Origin of the sequence: Streptomyces incanus, from assembly GCF_042656345.1 — a bacterium.
In the GTDB taxonomy this organism is placed as follows: domain Bacteria; phylum Actinomycetota; class Actinomycetes; order Streptomycetales; family Streptomycetaceae; genus Streptomyces; species Streptomyces incanus.
The window spans coordinates 121,188-139,285 of record NZ_JBHSPC010000037.1; the positions used below are offsets into that span (position 1 = coordinate 121,188).

The 18,098-nt window shown below is 69.5% G+C and carries 15 protein-coding genes and 1 pseudogene; 9 read left to right on the plus strand and 7 right to left on the minus strand.

Annotated features, from left to right (window positions below; translation table 11 throughout):
* Window positions 1-10: 10 nt before the first annotated feature.
* The 6 genes and pseudogenes from ACFP2V_RS14820 to ACFP2V_RS14845 all read right to left on the minus strand — a co-directional run.
* Window positions 11-547, minus strand: a pseudogene (locus tag ACFP2V_RS14820) (Tn3 family transposase); the annotation flags it as partial.
* Window positions 511-2,922 carry a Tn3 family transposase gene (locus ACFP2V_RS14825; protein WP_381211266.1) on the minus strand — a complete coding sequence of 804 codons (2,412 nt, stop codon included), beginning with the start codon at window positions 2,920-2,922 and terminating at the stop codon, window positions 511-513. The gene ACFP2V_RS14825 and the pseudogene ACFP2V_RS14820, both read right to left, overlap by 37 nt.
* Window positions 2,923-3,506: 584 nt before the next feature.
* Window positions 3,507-4,631 (minus strand): GuaB3 family IMP dehydrogenase-related protein, encoded by a 1,125-nt coding sequence (locus tag ACFP2V_RS14830; RefSeq protein WP_381211270.1) that lies wholly within the window; start codon window positions 4,629-4,631, stop codon window positions 3,507-3,509.
* Between the two features lie 224 nt (window positions 4,632-4,855).
* Window positions 4,856-6,364, minus strand: coding sequence for an IMP dehydrogenase (guaB, locus tag ACFP2V_RS14835; RefSeq protein WP_381211273.1), 1,509 nt, complete (start codon window positions 6,362-6,364; stop codon window positions 4,856-4,858).
* A 175-nt stretch (window positions 6,365-6,539) separates the two neighbouring features.
* The gene (locus ACFP2V_RS14840; protein ID WP_381211276.1) at window positions 6,540-7,127 is read right to left on the minus strand and encodes a sigma-70 family RNA polymerase sigma factor; all 588 of its coding nucleotides are present in this window, start codon (window positions 7,125-7,127) and stop codon (window positions 6,540-6,542) included.
* A 483-nt stretch (window positions 7,128-7,610) separates the two neighbouring features.
* Window positions 7,611-8,222 carry a response regulator transcription factor gene (locus tag ACFP2V_RS14845; RefSeq protein ID WP_003948568.1) on the minus strand — a complete coding sequence of 204 codons (612 nt, stop codon included), beginning with the start codon at window positions 8,220-8,222 and terminating at the stop codon, window positions 7,611-7,613.
* Between the two features lie 380 nt (window positions 8,223-8,602).
* On the opposite strand from ACFP2V_RS14845, the gene ACFP2V_RS14850 reads away from it, so the two are divergent.
* Complete coding sequence (locus tag ACFP2V_RS14850) at window positions 8,603-8,950, plus strand: WhiB family transcriptional regulator (protein WP_381211279.1); 348 nt, start codon at window positions 8,603-8,605, stop codon at window positions 8,948-8,950.
* Window positions 8,951-9,130: 180 nt separating this feature from the next.
* Here ACFP2V_RS14850 and ACFP2V_RS14855 read toward each other — a convergent pair whose 3' ends face one another.
* The gene (locus ACFP2V_RS14855; protein WP_381211282.1) at window positions 9,131-10,027 is read right to left on the minus strand and encodes a LysR family transcriptional regulator; all 897 of its coding nucleotides are present in this window, start codon (window positions 10,025-10,027) and stop codon (window positions 9,131-9,133) included.
* A gap of 81 nt (window positions 10,028-10,108) precedes the next feature.
* Here ACFP2V_RS14855 and ACFP2V_RS14860 point away from each other — a divergent pair, with 81 nt between their 5' ends.
* The 8 genes from ACFP2V_RS14860 (at window position 10,109) to pglX (ending at window position 18,065) form a co-directional block, all read left to right on the plus strand.
* Window positions 10,109-10,849 (plus strand): MOSC domain-containing protein, encoded by a 741-nt coding sequence (locus ACFP2V_RS14860; RefSeq protein WP_381211285.1) that lies wholly within the window; start codon window positions 10,109-10,111, stop codon window positions 10,847-10,849.
* A 209-nt stretch (window positions 10,850-11,058) separates the two neighbouring features.
* Window positions 11,059-12,645, plus strand: coding sequence for a multicopper oxidase family protein (locus ACFP2V_RS14865; protein WP_381211288.1), 1,587 nt, complete (start codon window positions 11,059-11,061; stop codon window positions 12,643-12,645).
* A 120-nt stretch (window positions 12,646-12,765) separates the two neighbouring features.
* Window positions 12,766-13,539, plus strand: a complete 774-nt coding sequence (locus tag ACFP2V_RS14870; protein ID WP_381211291.1) for an SDR family NAD(P)-dependent oxidoreductase — start codon at window positions 12,766-12,768, stop codon at window positions 13,537-13,539.
* 772 nt (window positions 13,540-14,311) lie between these two features.
* Window positions 14,312-14,800 carry a DUF3293 domain-containing protein gene (locus ACFP2V_RS14875; protein WP_381211294.1) on the plus strand — a complete coding sequence of 163 codons (489 nt, stop codon included), beginning with the start codon at window positions 14,312-14,314 and terminating at the stop codon, window positions 14,798-14,800.
* Between the two features lie 14 nt (window positions 14,801-14,814).
* Entirely contained in the window at window positions 14,815-15,024 is a 210-nt protein-coding gene (locus ACFP2V_RS14880) for a hypothetical protein (protein ID WP_381211297.1), read from the plus strand.
* Between the two features lie 288 nt (window positions 15,025-15,312).
* A complete protein-coding gene (locus ACFP2V_RS14885; protein WP_381211300.1) occupies window positions 15,313-16,500 on the plus strand; it encodes an amidase domain-containing protein in 1,188 nt (395 codons plus the stop codon).
* A 39-nt stretch (window positions 16,501-16,539) separates the two neighbouring features.
* Window positions 16,540-17,016, plus strand: coding sequence for a hypothetical protein (locus tag ACFP2V_RS14890; RefSeq protein ID WP_381211303.1), 477 nt, complete (start codon window positions 16,540-16,542; stop codon window positions 17,014-17,016).
* A gap of 14 nt (window positions 17,017-17,030) precedes the next feature.
* Window positions 17,031-18,065 (plus strand): BREX-2 system adenine-specific DNA-methyltransferase PglX, encoded by a 1,035-nt coding sequence (gene pglX, locus ACFP2V_RS14895; RefSeq protein WP_381211306.1) that lies wholly within the window; start codon window positions 17,031-17,033, stop codon window positions 18,063-18,065.
* The last annotated feature ends 33 nt before the right edge of the window (window positions 18,066-18,098 follow it).

Genomic DNA, 18,098 nt, shown 5'->3' on the forward strand with positions numbered 1-18,098 from the left:
CCGGGTCGTTGTCCGCGATGACCCCGCGGTTGCCGAACCCGATCCACTGGCAGAACCGGTTGAACGACTCCACCTTGTTCGTCGCCGTCGTCACCCGTCGGCGCAGCGGGGCGTCCGAGAGGTAGCGCAGCAGAGCCGCGGTGCGGATCACGCGGCCGACCTCGCGGAAGGCGGTGTAGGTGGCGTTCTTCCGCGAGCCCGAGCGCAGGCGCTTCAGCAGCGTGGAGGAGGAGATCGCCCCCTCCCGTACGGAGACGGCCACCCGCATCAGGTGCCGGAACTGGGATTCGATCAGGTCCCAGTCGATGACGTGCTTGCCCGGCTCCCCGAACAGGGCGTCGATGTGCACATACTCGCTCTGCCTGGACGGTCGGTAGAACGTGCAGTTCTTCCAGTTCCGGATGCGGGGCATCAGGTCGAAGCCCAGCAGGTGGGCGAGCGCGAAGACCGGGAAGGACTGGCCTTGGGTATCCGCGTGCACCGTGGTCGGCTGCACCTCGGAGGTGTTCTTCAGCAGGCCCTCAATGATGTAGACGGCCTCCCACACCCCGCACGGGATGAAGTGCGTGAACAGCGCGACGTAGGTGTCGGAGATGTGGTGGTGTAGGCGATCCCGCCCGGCTTGCCATACCGGACGCTCGTCTCGGCCAGCAGGTTGTCGAGGTAGGTGTCCATGTGGGTGCCGTCGGCGGCCACGGCCGTGCCGTCGCCCCACGCCTGCGAGATGTCCAGGCGGGCGTGCGCGTTGACCAGGTCAGCAATCGCCTCGTTCAGCAGCACGATCGAGAAGTGCCGGTTTGCCACGTACGACAGCTCGTGCCCCGAGACTCCGGGGATGTGGCGAGCGGCCTCATACGGGCCCATGTTGGTGCCCTTGACGAAGGTCGTGATGACGTACCGGCCGAACGGGTCCTCCAGCTTCGGCTCGTTGCCGGACGCGGGGCCGAAGCGGCGCCACCACTCCACCCAGTACGCGGTGCGGGCCACGATCCCCATCAGCGAGCGTTCCGGCATCCGGGCCTTGATCTCCTGCTCCAGCCGCTTCGCCGACGGCCGTTGCCCCTCCGAGCGGTGCGGCTTCAGCGAGGGGATACCGGTCTCCGGGTCGAGGACCAGGCCCTCGTTGTCCGGGTATCCGGCGTCCGCCGCCGCGGTGGCGCCTCGCAGCTTGTCCTCCAGTTGCCGGCGGAAGAACTGTGCGTCGAACTTGGCCGCCTCGCCCTCCTCGGCGAGGCCGACCTCCACCAGATAGGCCGCCAGCTTCTCCTGGACGACCTCCCACGCGAGCAGCTGCTCGGACCAGTCCGCGTACTCCTCCGAGCCGACCACCGCGACGTCGCCGGTGCGCAGTTCCTCCGCGAGGGCGGTGAACACCATCGCCTCGAAATGTTGGCGGACGAACTGCCCGGACCGGGTCTTGTCCACCGCGGCCTTGCGCCAGTTCTGCGTGGCGAAGGAGATGTCCACCTCCTTGCCCTCCTCGTCGAAGGCGGTGATGTACTCGCCGCGGGCGCTCTGGTGCCGCTGGGCGTGTGCGGGCGCGTCCAGCACCCGCCCGTCCTCGGATGTCGCGGTGAACTCCAGCTTCTCGGCCAGGTCGAACATCACCGCCCGGTCCCGCCCGATCTGCCCGTACAGCAGCACCTCCCAGAAGTTCCCGTGGTGGGCGGAGACCTTCTCGATCTGCTCGTACTGCTTCGCGAACCCGCCGAAGCCCTCCACGGCCCTGGTGACCGCGCCGAGCCCACCGGCCTGCACCACCAGGGCCTTCGCCATGGCGAGCACCGCCGGGGAGACCTTGCCGTCCAGCCGCTTGGCGACCTCCTCGGCCGACGCTTCCTCGTCCAGCCCGTCCAGGGCCTTCGCCGCCTCGGCGGTCATGGCCGCGGCCTTCGCCAGGGCCTCCTGGGCGGGGCCGCCCTCGTCGATGTGCTTCAGCACGGTGCGGTAGTTCCCGATGAGGGCCTCGACCATCTCCTGCTGGCGCAGGCGGATCTCCTCCAGCTCGGCCTTGGCCTTCTTGATCTTCGTCGCCACCCGCTTGCAGAACATCGTCGCCAGGTCGTCGCGGACCCGCATCCTCGCCTTGTACGTCAGGCACGCAATCAGCGCGATGCGCTTGACGGGCGCGTAGTCCCGCAGCGCCGGGGCGTCCCCCGCGTCCGCCTCCCCGGCAAAGTCGGTGATCTTCCCCGAGGTGACGCCGTCCACCCAGACCGCGGTGTCGCCGAGCTCGTCCACCCACTCCAGGCGCTTGGTCAGACTCTTGAAGTGCGACCAGCTCGGCCCCTTGGCGGGCTTCTTCAGCCGGTAGAACAGCGTCGTGCCGTCACTGTCGCGCTCCTCCAGCAGCCGCAGCAGCCCCGCCCGCTGAACGGCGCTCATCCGGTCGTGGATGCCCGCGCAGATCGAGGCGTTCACCTCGGTACGGATCTTCGAGGCCATCTTGTCGAAGGTGGAGAAGCCGGGTAGTTCCAGCCCAGCCTCCACCACCTTCTCCAGCGCGATGTTGATCAGGTCCGCCGGCCGGTTCCTCGCCGCGGCCTCCTCGCGGATCGACCGCTCCACGATCCGCCGGGCCTCTGCCTGGTCGTACTTCACGCCGACCCGCTTGCGGACCAGCCCGCGGTGGTGCTTGGCCGTCCTCTCCGCCCGGTACACCGGCAAGGTGCCCTCCGGCAGCTCCACGTGACGCCGGACGAACTCCACCACCTGCTCCGGTACGTCTTCCAGCGCCGGGAAGCACCCCAGGCGCTGGTACGACTTCAGCATCAGCAGCAGGGCCAGCAGATGCTCGTCACCGTCCGTCGCCTCGGCTGCCCACTCCAACTCATCGCGAGTCGGCAAGAAGAACAGATGCAGCTCATGCGCGGTGATCAGCCGCTTGAACCGCGGGTACGCGGTCCGCTCGATCGAGGTCACAACCCACCCCGGCCCAAGACGACAACAACATCACCACCAACGACACTGAGCCGAACGGGTGATGGGCCGGGCCCTTCAGGGCTTCAAGATCATCTCATTGCCCCTTTGACGCGTATCTGGGTCACACCCCTACTTCTCATAGGGGTGGCCGCTCGCCATCCGAACATCCGCAGAATCCACCTCCTCCGGCACTTCACCCGTCCGCAGACGGATCCGGTCCTAGCAGGTGGGCTTGCGGTGACGGCCCATGGGCACGTCCCCTTCCACGAGGCCGCCCGTCAGCCCGGCAGGGCGGTCCGTTCGGAAGCGGGCCGGGCCCCGAAGGGCGGGGTCCGGAACGTGTCCTCGGAAGGGGGCGACCCGGAGAAGCGAGCCGCCGGACAGGGCGCTACCGCCCCGCATCGTTCCATCTCCCGATATTCACGCCGAAGGCAACCGCGCGCCCCTCTGCCACCCCGCGCGCCCCCACCACCACGGCACCGCCCTCGCGGACACACGAAGGGGCTCGGCCATCCCACACGGATGGCCGAGCCCCTTCGTGAACGTCCCGACGGCGTCGCGCTCCGGGCGAGCGCGCCGTCACGTCATCGCCGGTGCTGCGAGTCCGCCACCGTCACCTCGACGCGCTGGAACTCCTTCAGCTCGCTGTAGCCGGTGGTGGCCATGGCGCGGCGCAGGGCGCCGAAGAGGTTCATCGAGCCGTCGGGCGTGTGCGACGGGCCGGTGAGGATCTCCTCGAGGGTGCCGACGGTGCCGAGGTCGACCTTCTTGCCGCGCGGCAGCTCCTCGTTCACCGCCTCCATGCCCCAGTGGTTGCCCTTGCCCGGACCGTCGGTGGCACGCGCGAGCGGGGAGCCCATCATCACCGCGTCGGCGCCGCAGGCGATCGCCTTGGGCAGGTCGCCCGACCAGCCGACGCCGCCGTCCGCGATCACGTGCACGTACCGGCCGCCGGACTCGTCCATGTAGTCACGCCGGGCGGCGGCCACGTCCGCGACCGCGGTGGCCATGGGGACCTGGATACCGAGCACATTGCGAGTGGTGTGCGCGGCGCCGCCGCCGAAGCCCACCAGGACACCGGCCGCACCGGTACGCATCAGGTGCAGGGCCGCGGTGTAGGTGGCGCAGCCGCCGACGATCACCGGGACGTCGAGTTCGTAGATGAACTGCTTCAGGTTGAGCGGCTCGTGCGAGCCGGAGACGTGCTCCGCGGAGACGGTCGTACCGCGGATCACGAAGATGTCCACGCCGGCGTCGACGACGGCCTTGGAGAACTGCGCGGTGCGCTGCGGGGAGAGCGCGGCCGCGGTGACCACACCCGAGTCGCGCACCTCCTTGATGCGCTGCCCGATCAGCTCCTCCTTGATGGGAGCGGCGTAGATCTCCTGGAAGCGGCGCGTGGCCGTCTCGGCGTCCAGTTCGGCGATCTCGTCGAGCAGCGGCTGCGGGTCCTCGTACCGCGTCCACAGTCCTTCGAGGTTCAGCACGCCGAGGCCGCCGAGCTCACCGATGCGGATCGCCGTGGCCGGCGAGACGACCGAGTCCATGGGTGCGGCCAGGAAGGGCAGCTCAAAGCGGTAGGCGTCGATCTGCCAGGCGATCGAGACCTCCTTCGGGTCCCGCGTACGGCGGCTGGGGACGACGGCGATGTCGTCGAAGGCGTATGCCCGGCGGCCGCGCTTGCCTCGCCCGATCTCGATCTCAGTCACGTCTGTGGCCTTTCCCTGATGCGTTGCAGCGCTTTCCAGTATCCCCGACGGTCCCGCTCCGCATCGCCCCGGACGGACGGCGAGGGCGGCCCCGGACCTTTCCCGGGCCGCCCTCGGACGACTGTCACGCGTCCGTGCACCCCGTGGTAGGGCCTACACGCGCGGACGCGTGAGGCGGGTGGGGCCGTCGCTGTCGGACGGCCGTCTCACGCGGGCGCGGGCTGTCAGCGCTTGTTGCTGTAGTTGGGTGCTTCCACGGTCATCTGGATGTCGTGCGGGTGGCTCTCCTTGAGCCCCGCGGAGGTGATCCGCACGAAGCGACCGTTCGCCTGCAGGTCGGGCACGGTCTGGCCGCCGACGTAGAACATCGACTGTCGCAGGCCTCCGATCAGCTGGTGGACCACCGAGGAGAGCGGGCCGCGATAGGGCACCTGGCCCTCGATGCCCTCGGGGACGAGCTGCTCGTCGGAGGCGACGCCCTCCTGGAAGTAACGGTCCTTGGAGAACGACTTGCGGTCGCCGCGGGTCTGCATCGCGCCGAGCGACCCCATGCCGCGGTACGACTTGAACTGCTTGCCGTTGATGAACAGCAGCTCGCCCGGAGACTCCTCGCAGCCCGCGAGCAGCGACCCCAGCATCACCGTGTCGGCGCCCGCGACCAGGGCCTTGGCGATGTCGCCGGAGTACTGCAGGCCGCCGTCGCCGATGACCGGGACGCCCGCGTCCTTGGCTGCGAGCGCGGCTTCGTAGATCGCGGTGACCTGCGGCACTCCCACGCCGGCGACGACGCGCGTGGTGCAGATGGAGCCGGGGCCGACGCCGACCTTGATGCCGTCGCAGCCCGCGTCGACCAGTGCCTTCGCGCCGTCGCGCGTGGCGACATTGCCGCCGATGACGTCGACGCCGGCGGAGTTCGATTTGATCTTGGCGACCATGTCGCTGACGAGGCGGGAGTGGCCGTGCGCGGTGTCGACGACGATGAAGTCGGCGCCCGCCTCGATCAGTGCCTGGGCGCGCTCGAAGGCGTCGCCGGCGACGCCGACCGCGGCACCGACCAGCAGCCGGCCCTCGCCGTCCTTCGCGGCGTTCGGGTACTGCTCGGCCTTGACGAAGTCCTTGACCGTGATCAGGCCCTTGAGGACGCCCTGGTCGTCGACCAGCGGAAGCTTCTCGATCTTGTGGCGGCGCAGCAGCTGCATGGCGTCCGCGCCGGAGATGCCGACCTTGCCGGTGACCAGCGGCATCGGCGTCATGACCTCGCGCACCTGCTGGGAGCGGTCGGTCTCGAAGGCCATGTCACGGTTGGTGACTATGCCGAGGAGCTTCTTGTTGCCGTCGGTGACCGGGACGCCACTGATGCGGAACTTGGCGCACAGGGCGTCGGCCTCGGCGAGGGTGGCGTCCGGATGGATGGTGATGGGATCGGTGACCATGCCGGACTCGGAACGCTTCACCAGGTCGACCTGGTTCGCCTGGTCCTCGATGGACAGGTTGCGGTGCAGGACGCCGACGCCGCCCTGGCGGGCCATCGCGATCGCCATGCGCGATTCGGTCACCTTGTCCATGGCGGCGGACAGCAGCGGGATGTTGACCCGCACGTTCCTGGAGACGTGCGAGGCGGTGTCGATCTCGTCGGGCGCCATGTCCGACGGGCCCGGCAGCAGCAGCACGTCGTCGTAGGTCAGCCCGAGTGTCGCGAATTTACCGGGCACTCCGTCGACGTTCGCAGTCATGACACCTTCCCCAAATGGCCTTGATCGGTGCGGATGTCCATGCTAACGGGAAGGAGAGGTGTCTCATTCCACGGTTCTGCAAGGCTCCGGTATTCGTATGTTCGTACGGAATCGGCCGGCCGACCGTTCATTGCCCAAGGGACGGCCGGGCGGCGGATGGTTTCCGCAGCGGCGGTTACTGCTCCGCCAGGGCGCGCAGCCGGCTCAGGGCGCGGTGCTGGGCGACCCGGACGGCGCCGGGTGACATTCCCAACATCTGGCCGGTCTCCTCCGCAGTGAGGCCCACGGCGATCCGCAGCAGAAGCAGCTCGCGCTGGTTCTCGGGCAGGTTGGCCATCAGCTTCTTGGCCCATTCGGCGTCGCTGCTGAGCAGGGCGCGCTCCTCCGGACCAAGGGAGTCGTCGGGACGCTCGGGCATCTCGTCGGAGGGCACGGCGGTCAGACCGGGGTGACGCATCGCGGCGCGCTGCAGGTCGGCGACCTTGTGTGCGGCGATGGCGAAGACGAACGCCTCGAAGGGGCGGCCGGTGTCCTTGTAGCGGGGCAGTGCGAGCAGCACCGCCACGCAGACCTCCTGGGCGAGGTCCTCGACGAAGTGCCGGGCGTCGCCCGGGAGCCGGGACAGCCGGGTGCGGCAGTACCGCAGTGCCAGGGGGTGGACATGGGCGAGCAGATCGTGCGTGGCCTGCTCGTCCCCGTCGACGGCTCGGTGGACGAGCGCACCGATCACCCCTTGGGCAGTGCCCGCCTCGTCGTCGCGCATCGGTCCATGGTGCCTTGCGGGCGTCGGCTCCGCGGCACCCCGGCTGTTGTTGTGCACCGAAGCGTTATGAGCAGGTGCGGCGGAACTCATCCCCTGCGCCCTCCTCTTCCGCTCGACCGACTTGTCCCCAAGGAACTCCACACCTCAAGGATGCGTCATCCGCGGCGAAACAGGCACAGGGCACCCGGCCACCGGCTTCGACGCCCTGGCGAACCGGGCATTTCACGCCCTTGCCGGCGAGGTGCGCGCGGACGACCTCAGGACCTGTCGTCCGGATCGGTCCGAGGCCGTGCAGCGGGGTATGCGCCCTGCCGGACCACGGGCCGCGTCCGGAGGGGCGACGGCAGCCCGCGCCGGAGGCGTCGCCCGTCTCCGACACGATCCCACCAGGGCGCAGTCCGGGCGGGTTCATCCACACGCCCCCACCCGCCGGCCACCGCTCGATGCCGTACACCGAAGCCGGTCCGATCCGAAGGACAGGCCCTAGCGCACCAGCCCCCACCGGAATCCGAGCGCCACCGCGTGGGCCCGGTCCGACGCTCCGAGCTTCTTGAAGAGCCGTCGGGCGTGTGTCTTGACGGTGTCCTCGGAGAGGAACAGTTCACGGCCGATCTCGGCGTTGGAGCGGCCGTGGCTCATTCCTTCGAGGACCTGGATCTCACGCGCGGTGAGCGTGGGCGCGGCACCCATTTCCGCCGAGCGCAGCCGCCGCGGGGCGAGCCGCCAGGTCGGGTCGGCGAGGGCCTGCGTGACCGTCGCACGCAGCTCCGCGCGGGAGGCGTCCTTGTGCAGATAGCCACGGGCGCCGGCCGCCACCGCGAGCGCCACACCGTCGAGGTCCTCGGCGACGGTGAGCATGATGATCCGCGCGCCGGGGTCGGCGGACAGCAGCCGCCGGACGGTCTCGACACCCCCCAGGCCCGGCATGCGCACGTCCATCAGAATCAGGTCCGAGCGGTCGGCTCCCCAGCGGCGGAGGACTTCCTCGCCGTTGGCAGCCGTCGTCACGCGCTCGACGCCGGGCACGGTCGCGACCGCGCGGCGAAGCGCCTCTCGGGCAAGCGGGGAGTCGTCGCAGACGAGGACGGAAGTCATGACCGCCCTCCGCAGCTGATGCGCGTCACCTTGAGCCTCCAGGCTGGTACGAAATCGTCACCTGTGCGGTCGACCGCTTCGGACACCCGCCCGAGCGCTTTTTCCTTCAACCGCCTCGCACTCTCAACGACGGTCACTCGAAAGAGTTACGGGGTCGTCTGCCGCCTTCGGCACTCTACGTGAGGGGACGGACACGATGCAGACGCGCGCGGCAGACCCTCGAACTTTCATCACAACCTATGCCCCGTTCGGCCCTTTTTCTTCCCATTTATTGGTGTCTGAGGCTAGATTCGCAATGAGTCATATTTTCATCTCCTTGGATCGTAGTTGTACGGTCGTGGACACCGGATCCGCCAAGAACCGCTACAAGGGGTCACGTAATGGCAGATTTCTCCCGCCTTCCAGGACCGAACGCGGACCTGTGGGACTGGCAGCTCCTGGCCGCGTGCCGCGGGGTGGACAGCTCGCTCTTCTTCCACCCCGAGGGCGAGCGCGGTGCGGCACGAAGCGCTCGCGAGAACTCGGCCAAAGAGGTCTGCATGAGGTGCCCGGTACGCGCCGAGTGCGCCGCCCACGCCCTGGCCGTACGCGAGCCGTACGGCGTGTGGGGCGGACTGACCGAGGACGAGCGCGAAGAACTGATGGGTCGGGCGCGCCACCGGCTGGTGTCGACACCGGCACCGGCGTCGGTCGCGACGCTCGGCGAGCACGCCGCTTCGAACACCTGAAGGAACGTTTCTCCACATCGGGCACGCGTGTGTGCCCTTCGCTTTTCGCGGGTGGTGCCCGGCCGTCCCTGGCCCCACGGAGCGACGGCGGAGAGGAAACAGCGACCGGACCGGACACGAGAGGGGACGGGACGCGAGAGCGTCGGCCTCCCGTAGGCGCCGGGTCCCGGCTGGTCCCGGCTAACGGCCGCCCGCGCGCGCCAGCTGGTCGAGCGTCGCGCCGACCGCGGGCACCTGGGCGAGGTCGGGGAGGGTCAGGGCCACGATCTCCCGCCGCACCGCGGGCTCCAGAGCGACCGTGCGCACCCCCCTGGGCCGTACGGACTCGATGGCCAACTGGGGCAGGACGGCCACCCCGAGCCCCGCGCCGACCAGGCCGGCCACAGCGGGGTAGTCGTCGGTCGCGAAGTCGATGCGGGGGGTGAAACCAGCCGTCTCGCACACCTCCACCAGCTGCCCCCGGCAGCGCGGACAGCCGGCGATCCACGGCTCCTCGGCGAGTTCTCCTATGGCCAGGGACTCCACGTGCGCCAGCGGATGCCGCTCGGGCAGGAGCCCCACGAGCCGGTCCGTGAGGAGCGGCCGCACGACGAGGTCGTCCCACTCCTCCGCACCCGCCGCCCCTTCGTAGCGGAAGGCGAGGGCCACGTCGCAGTCGCCCTCCCGCAGCATCTCGACGGACCGGGGCGGCTCGGCCTCCTCCAGGGAGACACGGGTACCCGGGTGGGCGTCGCGGAGCGCGGCGAGGGCTGTCGGGACGAGCGTCGAACTACCGCTGGGAAAGGACACGAGCCGTACCCGCCCCGCCCGCAGCCCGGCGATGGCGGCGACCTCCTCCTCGGCGGCCGTCAGCCCGGCGAGGATGCCGGCGGCATGGCGCACCAGCGCGTCCCCGGCCTGCGTCATGCGCATCTCTCGTCCGGTGCGGACGAGCAGCGGCGTGCCGACGGACGCCTCCAGCGCCTTCATCTGCTGACTGACGGCAGGCTGGGTGCAGCCCAGTTCCCTGGCCGCCGCGGAGAACGAACCGGTGGTGGCCACGGCGCGCAGTACTCGGAGATGACGGGCCTCGATCACGCCCCAAGGATAAGCCGTCCTTTGATGTGGCACCGAATATCGCTTCGACGCTTTGATTCTGCATCGCTTACGGTGCGCCCCATGAAGCTTCTGTCTGTGAACCTGGGCCGTCCCAAGGCCGTGCCGTACACGGACCACCCCGAGGGTCTGACCGGCATCGACAAGCAGCCGGTGGACAGACCGGTGCGGGTGGCGGCGCCGGGACCGAAAGGGGTCGGCGCGAGCGGACTGGCCGGGGACGCGGTGTGCGAGACGCGGCACCACGGGGGCGACGACCAGGCGGTGTACGCGATGGCCCGCGAGGATCTCGACGAGTGGGAGGGCGTGCTGGGGCGCACGCTGCCGAGCGGCTCGTTCGGCGAGAACCTCACCACGGAAGGGCTCGACCTGTCCGGCGCCCGGATCGGCGAACGGTGGGCCATCGGGTCCGAGGTGTTGCTGGAGGTCACCTCCGGTCGCATTCCCTGCCGCACCTTCCAGGGCCATCTGGGTGAGAAGGGCTGGGTGAAGCGGTTCACGCAGCGGGGCGCGCCGGGTGCGTATCTGCGGGTGGTCCGGCCCGGTGAGATCCGGGCGGGCGACGCGATACGGATCGTGCACCGGCCGGATCACGAGGTGACGGTCGCTCTGCAGTTCCGGGCGGTGACGACCGAGCAGACTCTGCTGCCGTTGCTGCTGGCGGCGGGCGACTCCCTCCACCCGGAGGCACTGGCGAGGGCACGGAAGTACAAGGAGAAGTACAAGGAGAAGTACAAGGAGAGCCTCGGAAAGAAGCCCGGGGAGAGGCCCGGGGAGAAGCCCGGCGCGGTCCAAGGCTTCTGACAGGCAATCACCGCTCACCGCTCGCCGGACACGGACTGCCGGGCCGTCCCGTGAGCACCGGGCACCGGGCATCTGCTCCTGGCCAACCGGCGAAAGGCTGGGGCACCCCGCCTCGGGGTAAAGCCCTGATCCCGGGCGGGGGTTGGATCAGGGGTGGTTCCGGGAAGGTCCCCGATGTCCGGTGAGCCGTGATCCAGGACGCTCGGAGCATGTCTCGCCACGTGTCCAAGAGCCCGGCGCCGGACGGGGGAAGCCCGCCCGGCGCCCCCCGCCGCGCATTCCGCTGGAAGCGCCTTGTCGCCGTACTCGGCTCACTGGCCACCGTGTTCACCGTGGCCGTCGGCGGCCTGTTCGCCTGGCTGTGGACCGGCGCCGAAGTCAGCACGGTGGGCAGGACGCCGTTCGACAACGCCCTGGTGATACCGCCGTTGGCCGATTCGACCGTGGAGAAGGACGGCACACGGGTCTTCGACCTGCGCATGCAGGCGGGCGAGAAGGAGTTCCGCGACGGGAAGAGGACCGCGACCTGGGGGTTCAACGGCTCCTATCTCGGCCCGACGCTGCGGGCGGAGCGTGGCGAGAAGGTGCGGGTGCGGGTCAGCAACCGTCTGGACGAGGCGTCCTCCGTGCACTGGCACGGAATGCATCTGCCGGCGCGCATGGACGGCGGCCCGCACCAGATGATCGCCCCGGGCGCCACCTGGACACCGCACTGGACCGTGGACCAGTCGGCCGCGACGCTCTGGTACCACCCGCATCCACACGGCAGGACCGAGGAGCACGTCCGGCGTGGTCTCGCCGGCCTGTTCCTCCTCGACGACGAGAAGTCCGCGCGCCTGCCCCTGCCGAAGCGATACGGCGTCGACGATCTGCCGGTCGTCGTGCAGGACGTCCGTTTCGACGGCACGCGGCTGGCCGGGGACCGCGGGATGATGCAGAACGCGGGCTTCCTGGGTGACCGGACCATGGTCAACGGCACACTGAATCCCTATCGGGAGGTGCACGACGAGCTGATACGACTGCGGCTGGTCAACGCGTCCACCGCCCGTACCTACGCCTTCGGTTTCCCGGACGACCGTGACTTCTCGCTGATCGGCACGGACGGCGGACTGCTGGAGCGGCCCGCGGTGACGGGCCGGGTACAGCTGTCGCCGGGCGAGCGCGCCGAGATCGTCGTGCGGGTGGAGGCGGGTGAACGGGTGATGCTCCGGAGCTTCCCTCAGGAGAACTACGGGGGCTTCTGGCAGCAGCGGTTCGGCGGCGGCGACGATTCCTTCGACATACTGGAGTTGCGGGCCGCCCGGCAGCTGCGGGCCTCGCCGGAGTTGCCGACCGCGCTCACCGAGCCGGAGCTGCCCGACGGCGACGAGGCGGTACGGGGGCGGCACTTCGATCTGAAGCTGTCCGGGATAAACGGCCGGTCGATGGACATGGGGCGCGTCGACGACACCGTCACCCGCGGGACGACAGAGGTATGGACGGTACGCAACACGAACGGCATGCCGCACAACTTCCATGTGCACGACGTGCAGTTCCGCGTGGTGGAGGTGAACGGGTCGGCTCCGCCGGCGGCCCTGAGCGGGCCGAAGGACACGGTGTTCGTCCCGCACGGCACGACGGTGAAGCTGGCACTGCGTTTCACCGGGCCGGCCGACCCGGACGTTCCGTACATGTACCACTGCCATCTGCTCTACCACGAGGACGAGGGGATGATGGGCCAGTTCGTGGTGGTCGAGAAAGGCCGGTCGGCCGGTACCCCGCCGGGTCATGCCGGGCACGGGTCCGGAAACGGATAGGAGGGCGGGGGCGGGTGGAGGGGCGGGCGCGGGAGTGACTGACCCGGCCGGGCTTCAGTGCACCGACCGGGACGGCGACGCCGACCGGACGCCCAGACTCCGGGTAACTAGTCTTGCGTCATGACAACCGCTCTGATTACGGGATCGACGGCCGGGATCGGTGCCGCGTTCGCGCGGCGGCTGGCGGCCGACGGGCATGACCTGGTGCTGGTGGCCCGCGACATCGGCAGGCTCCGGGAGCAGGCGACCGAGCTCCACGACCGTCACGGCATCGAGGCGGAGGTGCTGACGGCCGACCTGTCCGAGGACAAGGGCATCGAGACGGTGGCCGAGCGGCTGGGCGATCGCAAGAACCCCGTCGACCTGCTGATCAACAACGCGGGCTTCGGCAACAAGGGCCGCTACCTCGACGTCTCCATGGCGGACGAGCTGAGGATGCTCAAGGTGCACTGCGAGGCGGTGCTCCGGCTGACGACGGCGGCGGCGGAGGTGATGCGGGAGCGCGGGCGCGGAGGCGTCGTGAACGTCGCCTCGACCGCGGCGTTCGTGCCGCGCGGCACCTACGGGGCGTCCAAGGCGTGGGTCGTGCAGTTCACCCAGGGTGTGGCGCAGGATCTCGCGGGCAGCGGCGTACGCCTGATGGCGCTGTGCCCCGGCTTCGTACGCACCGAGTTCCACGAGCGGGCGGGGATGGGGACGGACAACATCCCGAACTGGATGTGGCTGGACGCGGACAAGGTGGCCGAGGCGGCCCTCGCGGACCTGGCCCGCGGCAAGACGGTGTCGATCCCGGATGCGCGCTACAAGGCGCTGATGGGAGCGGCGAAGCTGGTGCCACGCGGTGCTCTGGGCGGTTTCTCCTCGCGAACGGGCCGCAAGTACGGCCCGCAGTAACGGACCACCACGACCGCCCGGGCCGTCACACCCAAGGCCGGTGGCAGCAGTACGGCTGTCCAGGGCTGCGGTCGGAGTCGGCAAAGCTGAAGACTCCGGAGTCACGGAGCTCTGAGCCGTGCTCGAAAGCGGCTCCGGTCCACTGGGCAGGGCAACGGCACATCCGCTGTCGGAGGCGGCGACTGGAATTCTGGACGTGTATTCAGCGGGGACCGCCACGCCGCGGCGTGGCGGTCCCCGTTTCCGCCGCCGTCTCCCGGAGGTGATCGGTGTCCGCTGTCCCGAACCGTTGAGCCATTGGTCGAAGACCTCGTCGGTCCCCGGTCGGCCGAGGCCGCTCGACTCGGCCGTACGGAACAGTTCCCGCGCGGCGGCGAGGTCGATGAGCGGCAGGCCCGCGCGGCCTGGCTCCGTCTCGGAGGGTACGGGCATGTCGGGCAGCCTCCCGGAGTCGAAGGACCCCGGTCGCGCGCTGCCGCACCCCGGTGATCTGTGCTTTCCCCGCGCACCTCACGCGGATCGGCCGTCACCTCGCCCGGGGCGTCTCGCGCCGGAAGGGGTGCCGCCCAGCAGACCAGGGCTTGGCGCTGGATCACACGGCCGGACGGGAAGCCAACGCCCGCGCCGATCTTCCGTAATATCTTCACAAGTCTCTTGCTTTGGGGCCCGGGCTCATGAAATCTTGCGGCCGATGCCCCCATGATCCCGTGGGGGTGAGCACCGATCTCCCTGCGCGAGGTGTAAGGGGGTCTTCGTTCCACAGGAGGCCCTCGTGCACGCTCCCGACGCAGCCGGTACGCCCCTCAACTGGGATCTCTATCGGGCGGCAGTCGTCGACATCCGGTTCGGGGACCGGGCCGTTCGAGTCGAGCCGCGCCCTCGGGGCACGGCCGAGGGTTTCTTCCCGGTACCGGTGGCCGGCAGCAGTGCCACCGTCCATGTGATCACCGCCTGGAACCCCCGTGGCCGTACCGTGTCGGACGACGCCAACGTCCACGCTCACCGCCTGCTGCTCGACGAGGTCCGTCACCGTGGTCTCACCTGGTGGCCCGCTGAGGGAGGCGACGCGTGCGGCACGCATCGCGAGGAGAGCGTCGCCGTCGTCGGCCTGAGCGATGCCGCGGCGCGTGATCTGGGACGCCGCTTCAGGCAGGACGCGGTCTTCGCCTGGACTCCCGGCGCCTGGCGGGTCCTGGCGTGTGACACCGCCGCCGTGGCGGTGAGCGGGTGGACGGCGTCCACGCAGTCGGCGCCGGCGTAGGCGGGAGAAGAACCATGGGCATGTATCCCATGCGCACCCCGGACCGCTGTCCCCGCTGCGGCAGGCGTCTCGCCGAGCCGTCGGCCGAGCGGGTCAGGGCCGACGGCTTCCCGGCCGAGGTGACGTACGCGACGGACCCGGTGTGCGGTGCGCGCTGGCACGTGTGGGACAGGACGTCCCCGCTGCGCCGCCTGGCCCGCCCGCATGTGGACGGCACGGGATGACGTCACCACACATCGGGGCGACTCGAGCGGCGCTCCTCCCGGATCGTCCTCCCCGAGCGGCTTCTCGCGTGTTGCCGCGCTCCTCGGCAGGCACGACGTGAGCCCGGTGGGCCGCAAGGCCCGTGCCGACATGCTCCAGCGGAACCAGATCTGGTTCACGCCGAAAACACCTCGAACAGGAACCGGACATTCCTGGATCTGGAACTCGTCATACGGGAACGACGTGTCCGCATTCGATCTCCTGACATACAGGCTGAGGCCGACCAGTCAGCTCATGCAGGGGGATTCATGCGCACCACGGGGCACAGACGTGTCATCGCCGCAGCCGCGACCACGGCGGCGGCGACGCTCACGCTCATCGGCACACCGGCACACGCTCAGACGTCCTCGCCCACGGCGAGGACGTCGGCGAGCGCCGGCACCACCGAACTCACCCAGCTCGCCGAGGGCTACCTTCAGCAGCGGGCCGACCTGCTGACAACGGCCCGTCCGGCGGTGAAGTCCGCTCGCGGGCAGGTTCAGTCGACTCGTTCCATGACGGCCCGGATACAGGACGAGTTCGCCGCCCTGGTGGAGAAAGGCCGACGGTACGAGGAAGTCGACGGCGGCTACACCAAGGCGGAGGTCGACGTGGAGGTCACCGATGTGACCGTCACCGGCCAGTCGGCAACGCTTCAACTCGCCGAGCACACCCGCCTGTACCTCCCGTTCACGCCTCAGGAGGTCGAGGAGGGCGCGCCGGAGTACGAGGAGTTGTCGCTCCCGCACACGGTGCAGTTCGCCCAGGGCCCCGACGGCGCCTGGCTGCTGTCGTCCGACGAGGCCGACGCGGAGGGAGGGCCGACCGCGACGACCCAGGTGGCCGACGTGGACGTCGACGCCGCCGTCGACGACGGGGGCGGCACGCCGGACGAGGCCGAAGGGAGCAAGGACGCCGGAGCCGATGTCGAACCGCTGCCCGCCAACAGCGTCGACTACGTCAAACCCACGGTTTCGGCGAACTACAACTACGGCAAGATGGTGTCCTACGCCGACAAATACTGGAAAAACCACAACAACGCCTACCGCACGTACGGCAACGACTGCACCAATTTCATCTCCCAGGCGATGCTGGCCGGCGGCTGGGGGCCCAAGGGCGGCGCCATCATCCAGCGGAAGAGCAACAAGTACTGGTTCTACGGGCCGACGAAGTCCACGACCAGCTACACATGGGCCGGGGCCGAGAACTGGTATTGGTTCGCGAAGAAGCATTCGAAGCGGACCAAGATACTCGACAACGTGTGGAAACTGGCCTCGTCCGACGTTCTCCAGGCCGACTTCAACCGCAACGACAACATCGACCACACCATGATCGTCACTAAGAAGTACGGCGGTACGCCGTATCTGACTTACCACACCAGCGACACCCACAACAAAAGCCTGAAGAAGATCCTCTCCGACTACCCGCGCGCCTGGTGGTATGCGCACCGCACCTGACAGGCTGCCCGTTCCCTCACCGGAAAACAGGAGTGTGCTGTGCAACGTCGACGCCTCTTGGCCGTGGCGGCCGCCCTGGTCGTCGCATCCGGCTGCTCGTCCCAGGAGGATGAAGCGCCGCCCGGTGTTTCGGCACCCTCGTCCTCGGCTTCGGCATCCTCCGACGGAGCCCGCGCGGCCGTCGAAGCCTATGTGCGGGCCCTCAACTCCCGTAGCGCCGCCGGGCTGATGTCGGTCGGGGGCGTCAAGGACGAGGAGTGGTCCCGGCAGGAGGCCGAGCGGATCCTCGCCGAGCAGGGCGGACGGGGGTGGAAGATCAAGGACGTGCGGATCCAGCACGACATGGGCCCGGACGTCGGCTCGGCCCGCCTCCTGGCCGAGGACAAGGCGGGCAAGCCCCTCCAGGACACCTTCACCGTCACGCGGGAGAACGGCACCTGGCACCTGACGGTCTTCACCGATCAGCCCGGCGAGCCGGGCAAGGAAACCACTGCGACCGACCCGCCGCGTTCCTGACGACCACCGTCGTGGTGGCCCGGCCCGACGATCCGGCCCGGGCCACCACCCCGCAGGACACCGCGAGCCGGACGGCGTGGTTCGAGCGGCACGGGCCCACCCCGGTCACCGAGATCCCTGCCCACTGGCCGGAGGCATACCGCAAGGTCGTCCAGGCCCGTATCGACCTCATCGAGGCCAACAAGGACATCCGCCTCATCGAGCGCCCCGAGTACAAGCGCCGCTGGTCCACCGAGCCCTGGGAGAAGCGGGAAGCCGCTGCCCTGCGGAACTGGCTGCTCGATGCCGCCGAACGCGAGGAGCTGTGGTTCGAGGAGCGGGACGGGTTCACCGTGCCCCGGCCGCTCACCATCAACCAGCTCGCCGACGAACTGCGCCACGACGACGACGTCCAGGCCGTCGCCGAGCTGTACGCCGCCGACCACCTCGGCAAGCGTGACGCCTCCCTCGCCACCGTCCTCGCCGCCGTCATCGAGGCCGAGCACGTGCCGTATCTCGCCGCGCTCCGCTACAAGGACTCCGGCTTGCGCAAGCGGGCGCAGTGGGAGCAGGTCTGGGAACAGCAGCGCGAGGAGGACCGGACCGGGAAGCGGCTCGACATCAAGGTGCCGCCGAAGTACACCGGCGCGGACTTCCTCAAGCACTCCTACTGGTCCCACCGCGGCAAGCTCGACGTGCCCAAGGAGCGCTTCATCTCCTACCCCGGTGCCTCCCTGGAGTCGGACACCTCCCTGCTCCTCGGCTGGGCCGGCTGGAACCACCGCGACCAGGCCGACGCCCTTGTGGGACTCGTCCGCAGCCGCGTCGAGGACGGCGGCTGGGAGAAGAAGGATCCCCGGCTCGTACCACTGCTCGCCGGACTGCGGGAAGTGCTGCCCTGGGTGCACCAGTGGCACGGTGAGTACGACGAGGAGTGGGAAGGCAACCCCGCCGAGGAGTTCCAGGCCGCCCTCGAATCGGGCCGCGCGGACGCGGAGCTGTCCGAGAACGACCTCGTCGCCTGGCGCCCCGAGAAGAAGACCCGCGGACGGCAGAAGAAGAGCGAGTGACTGAGCCGCGCCCATGAAGGAGGGGCGGTCGGA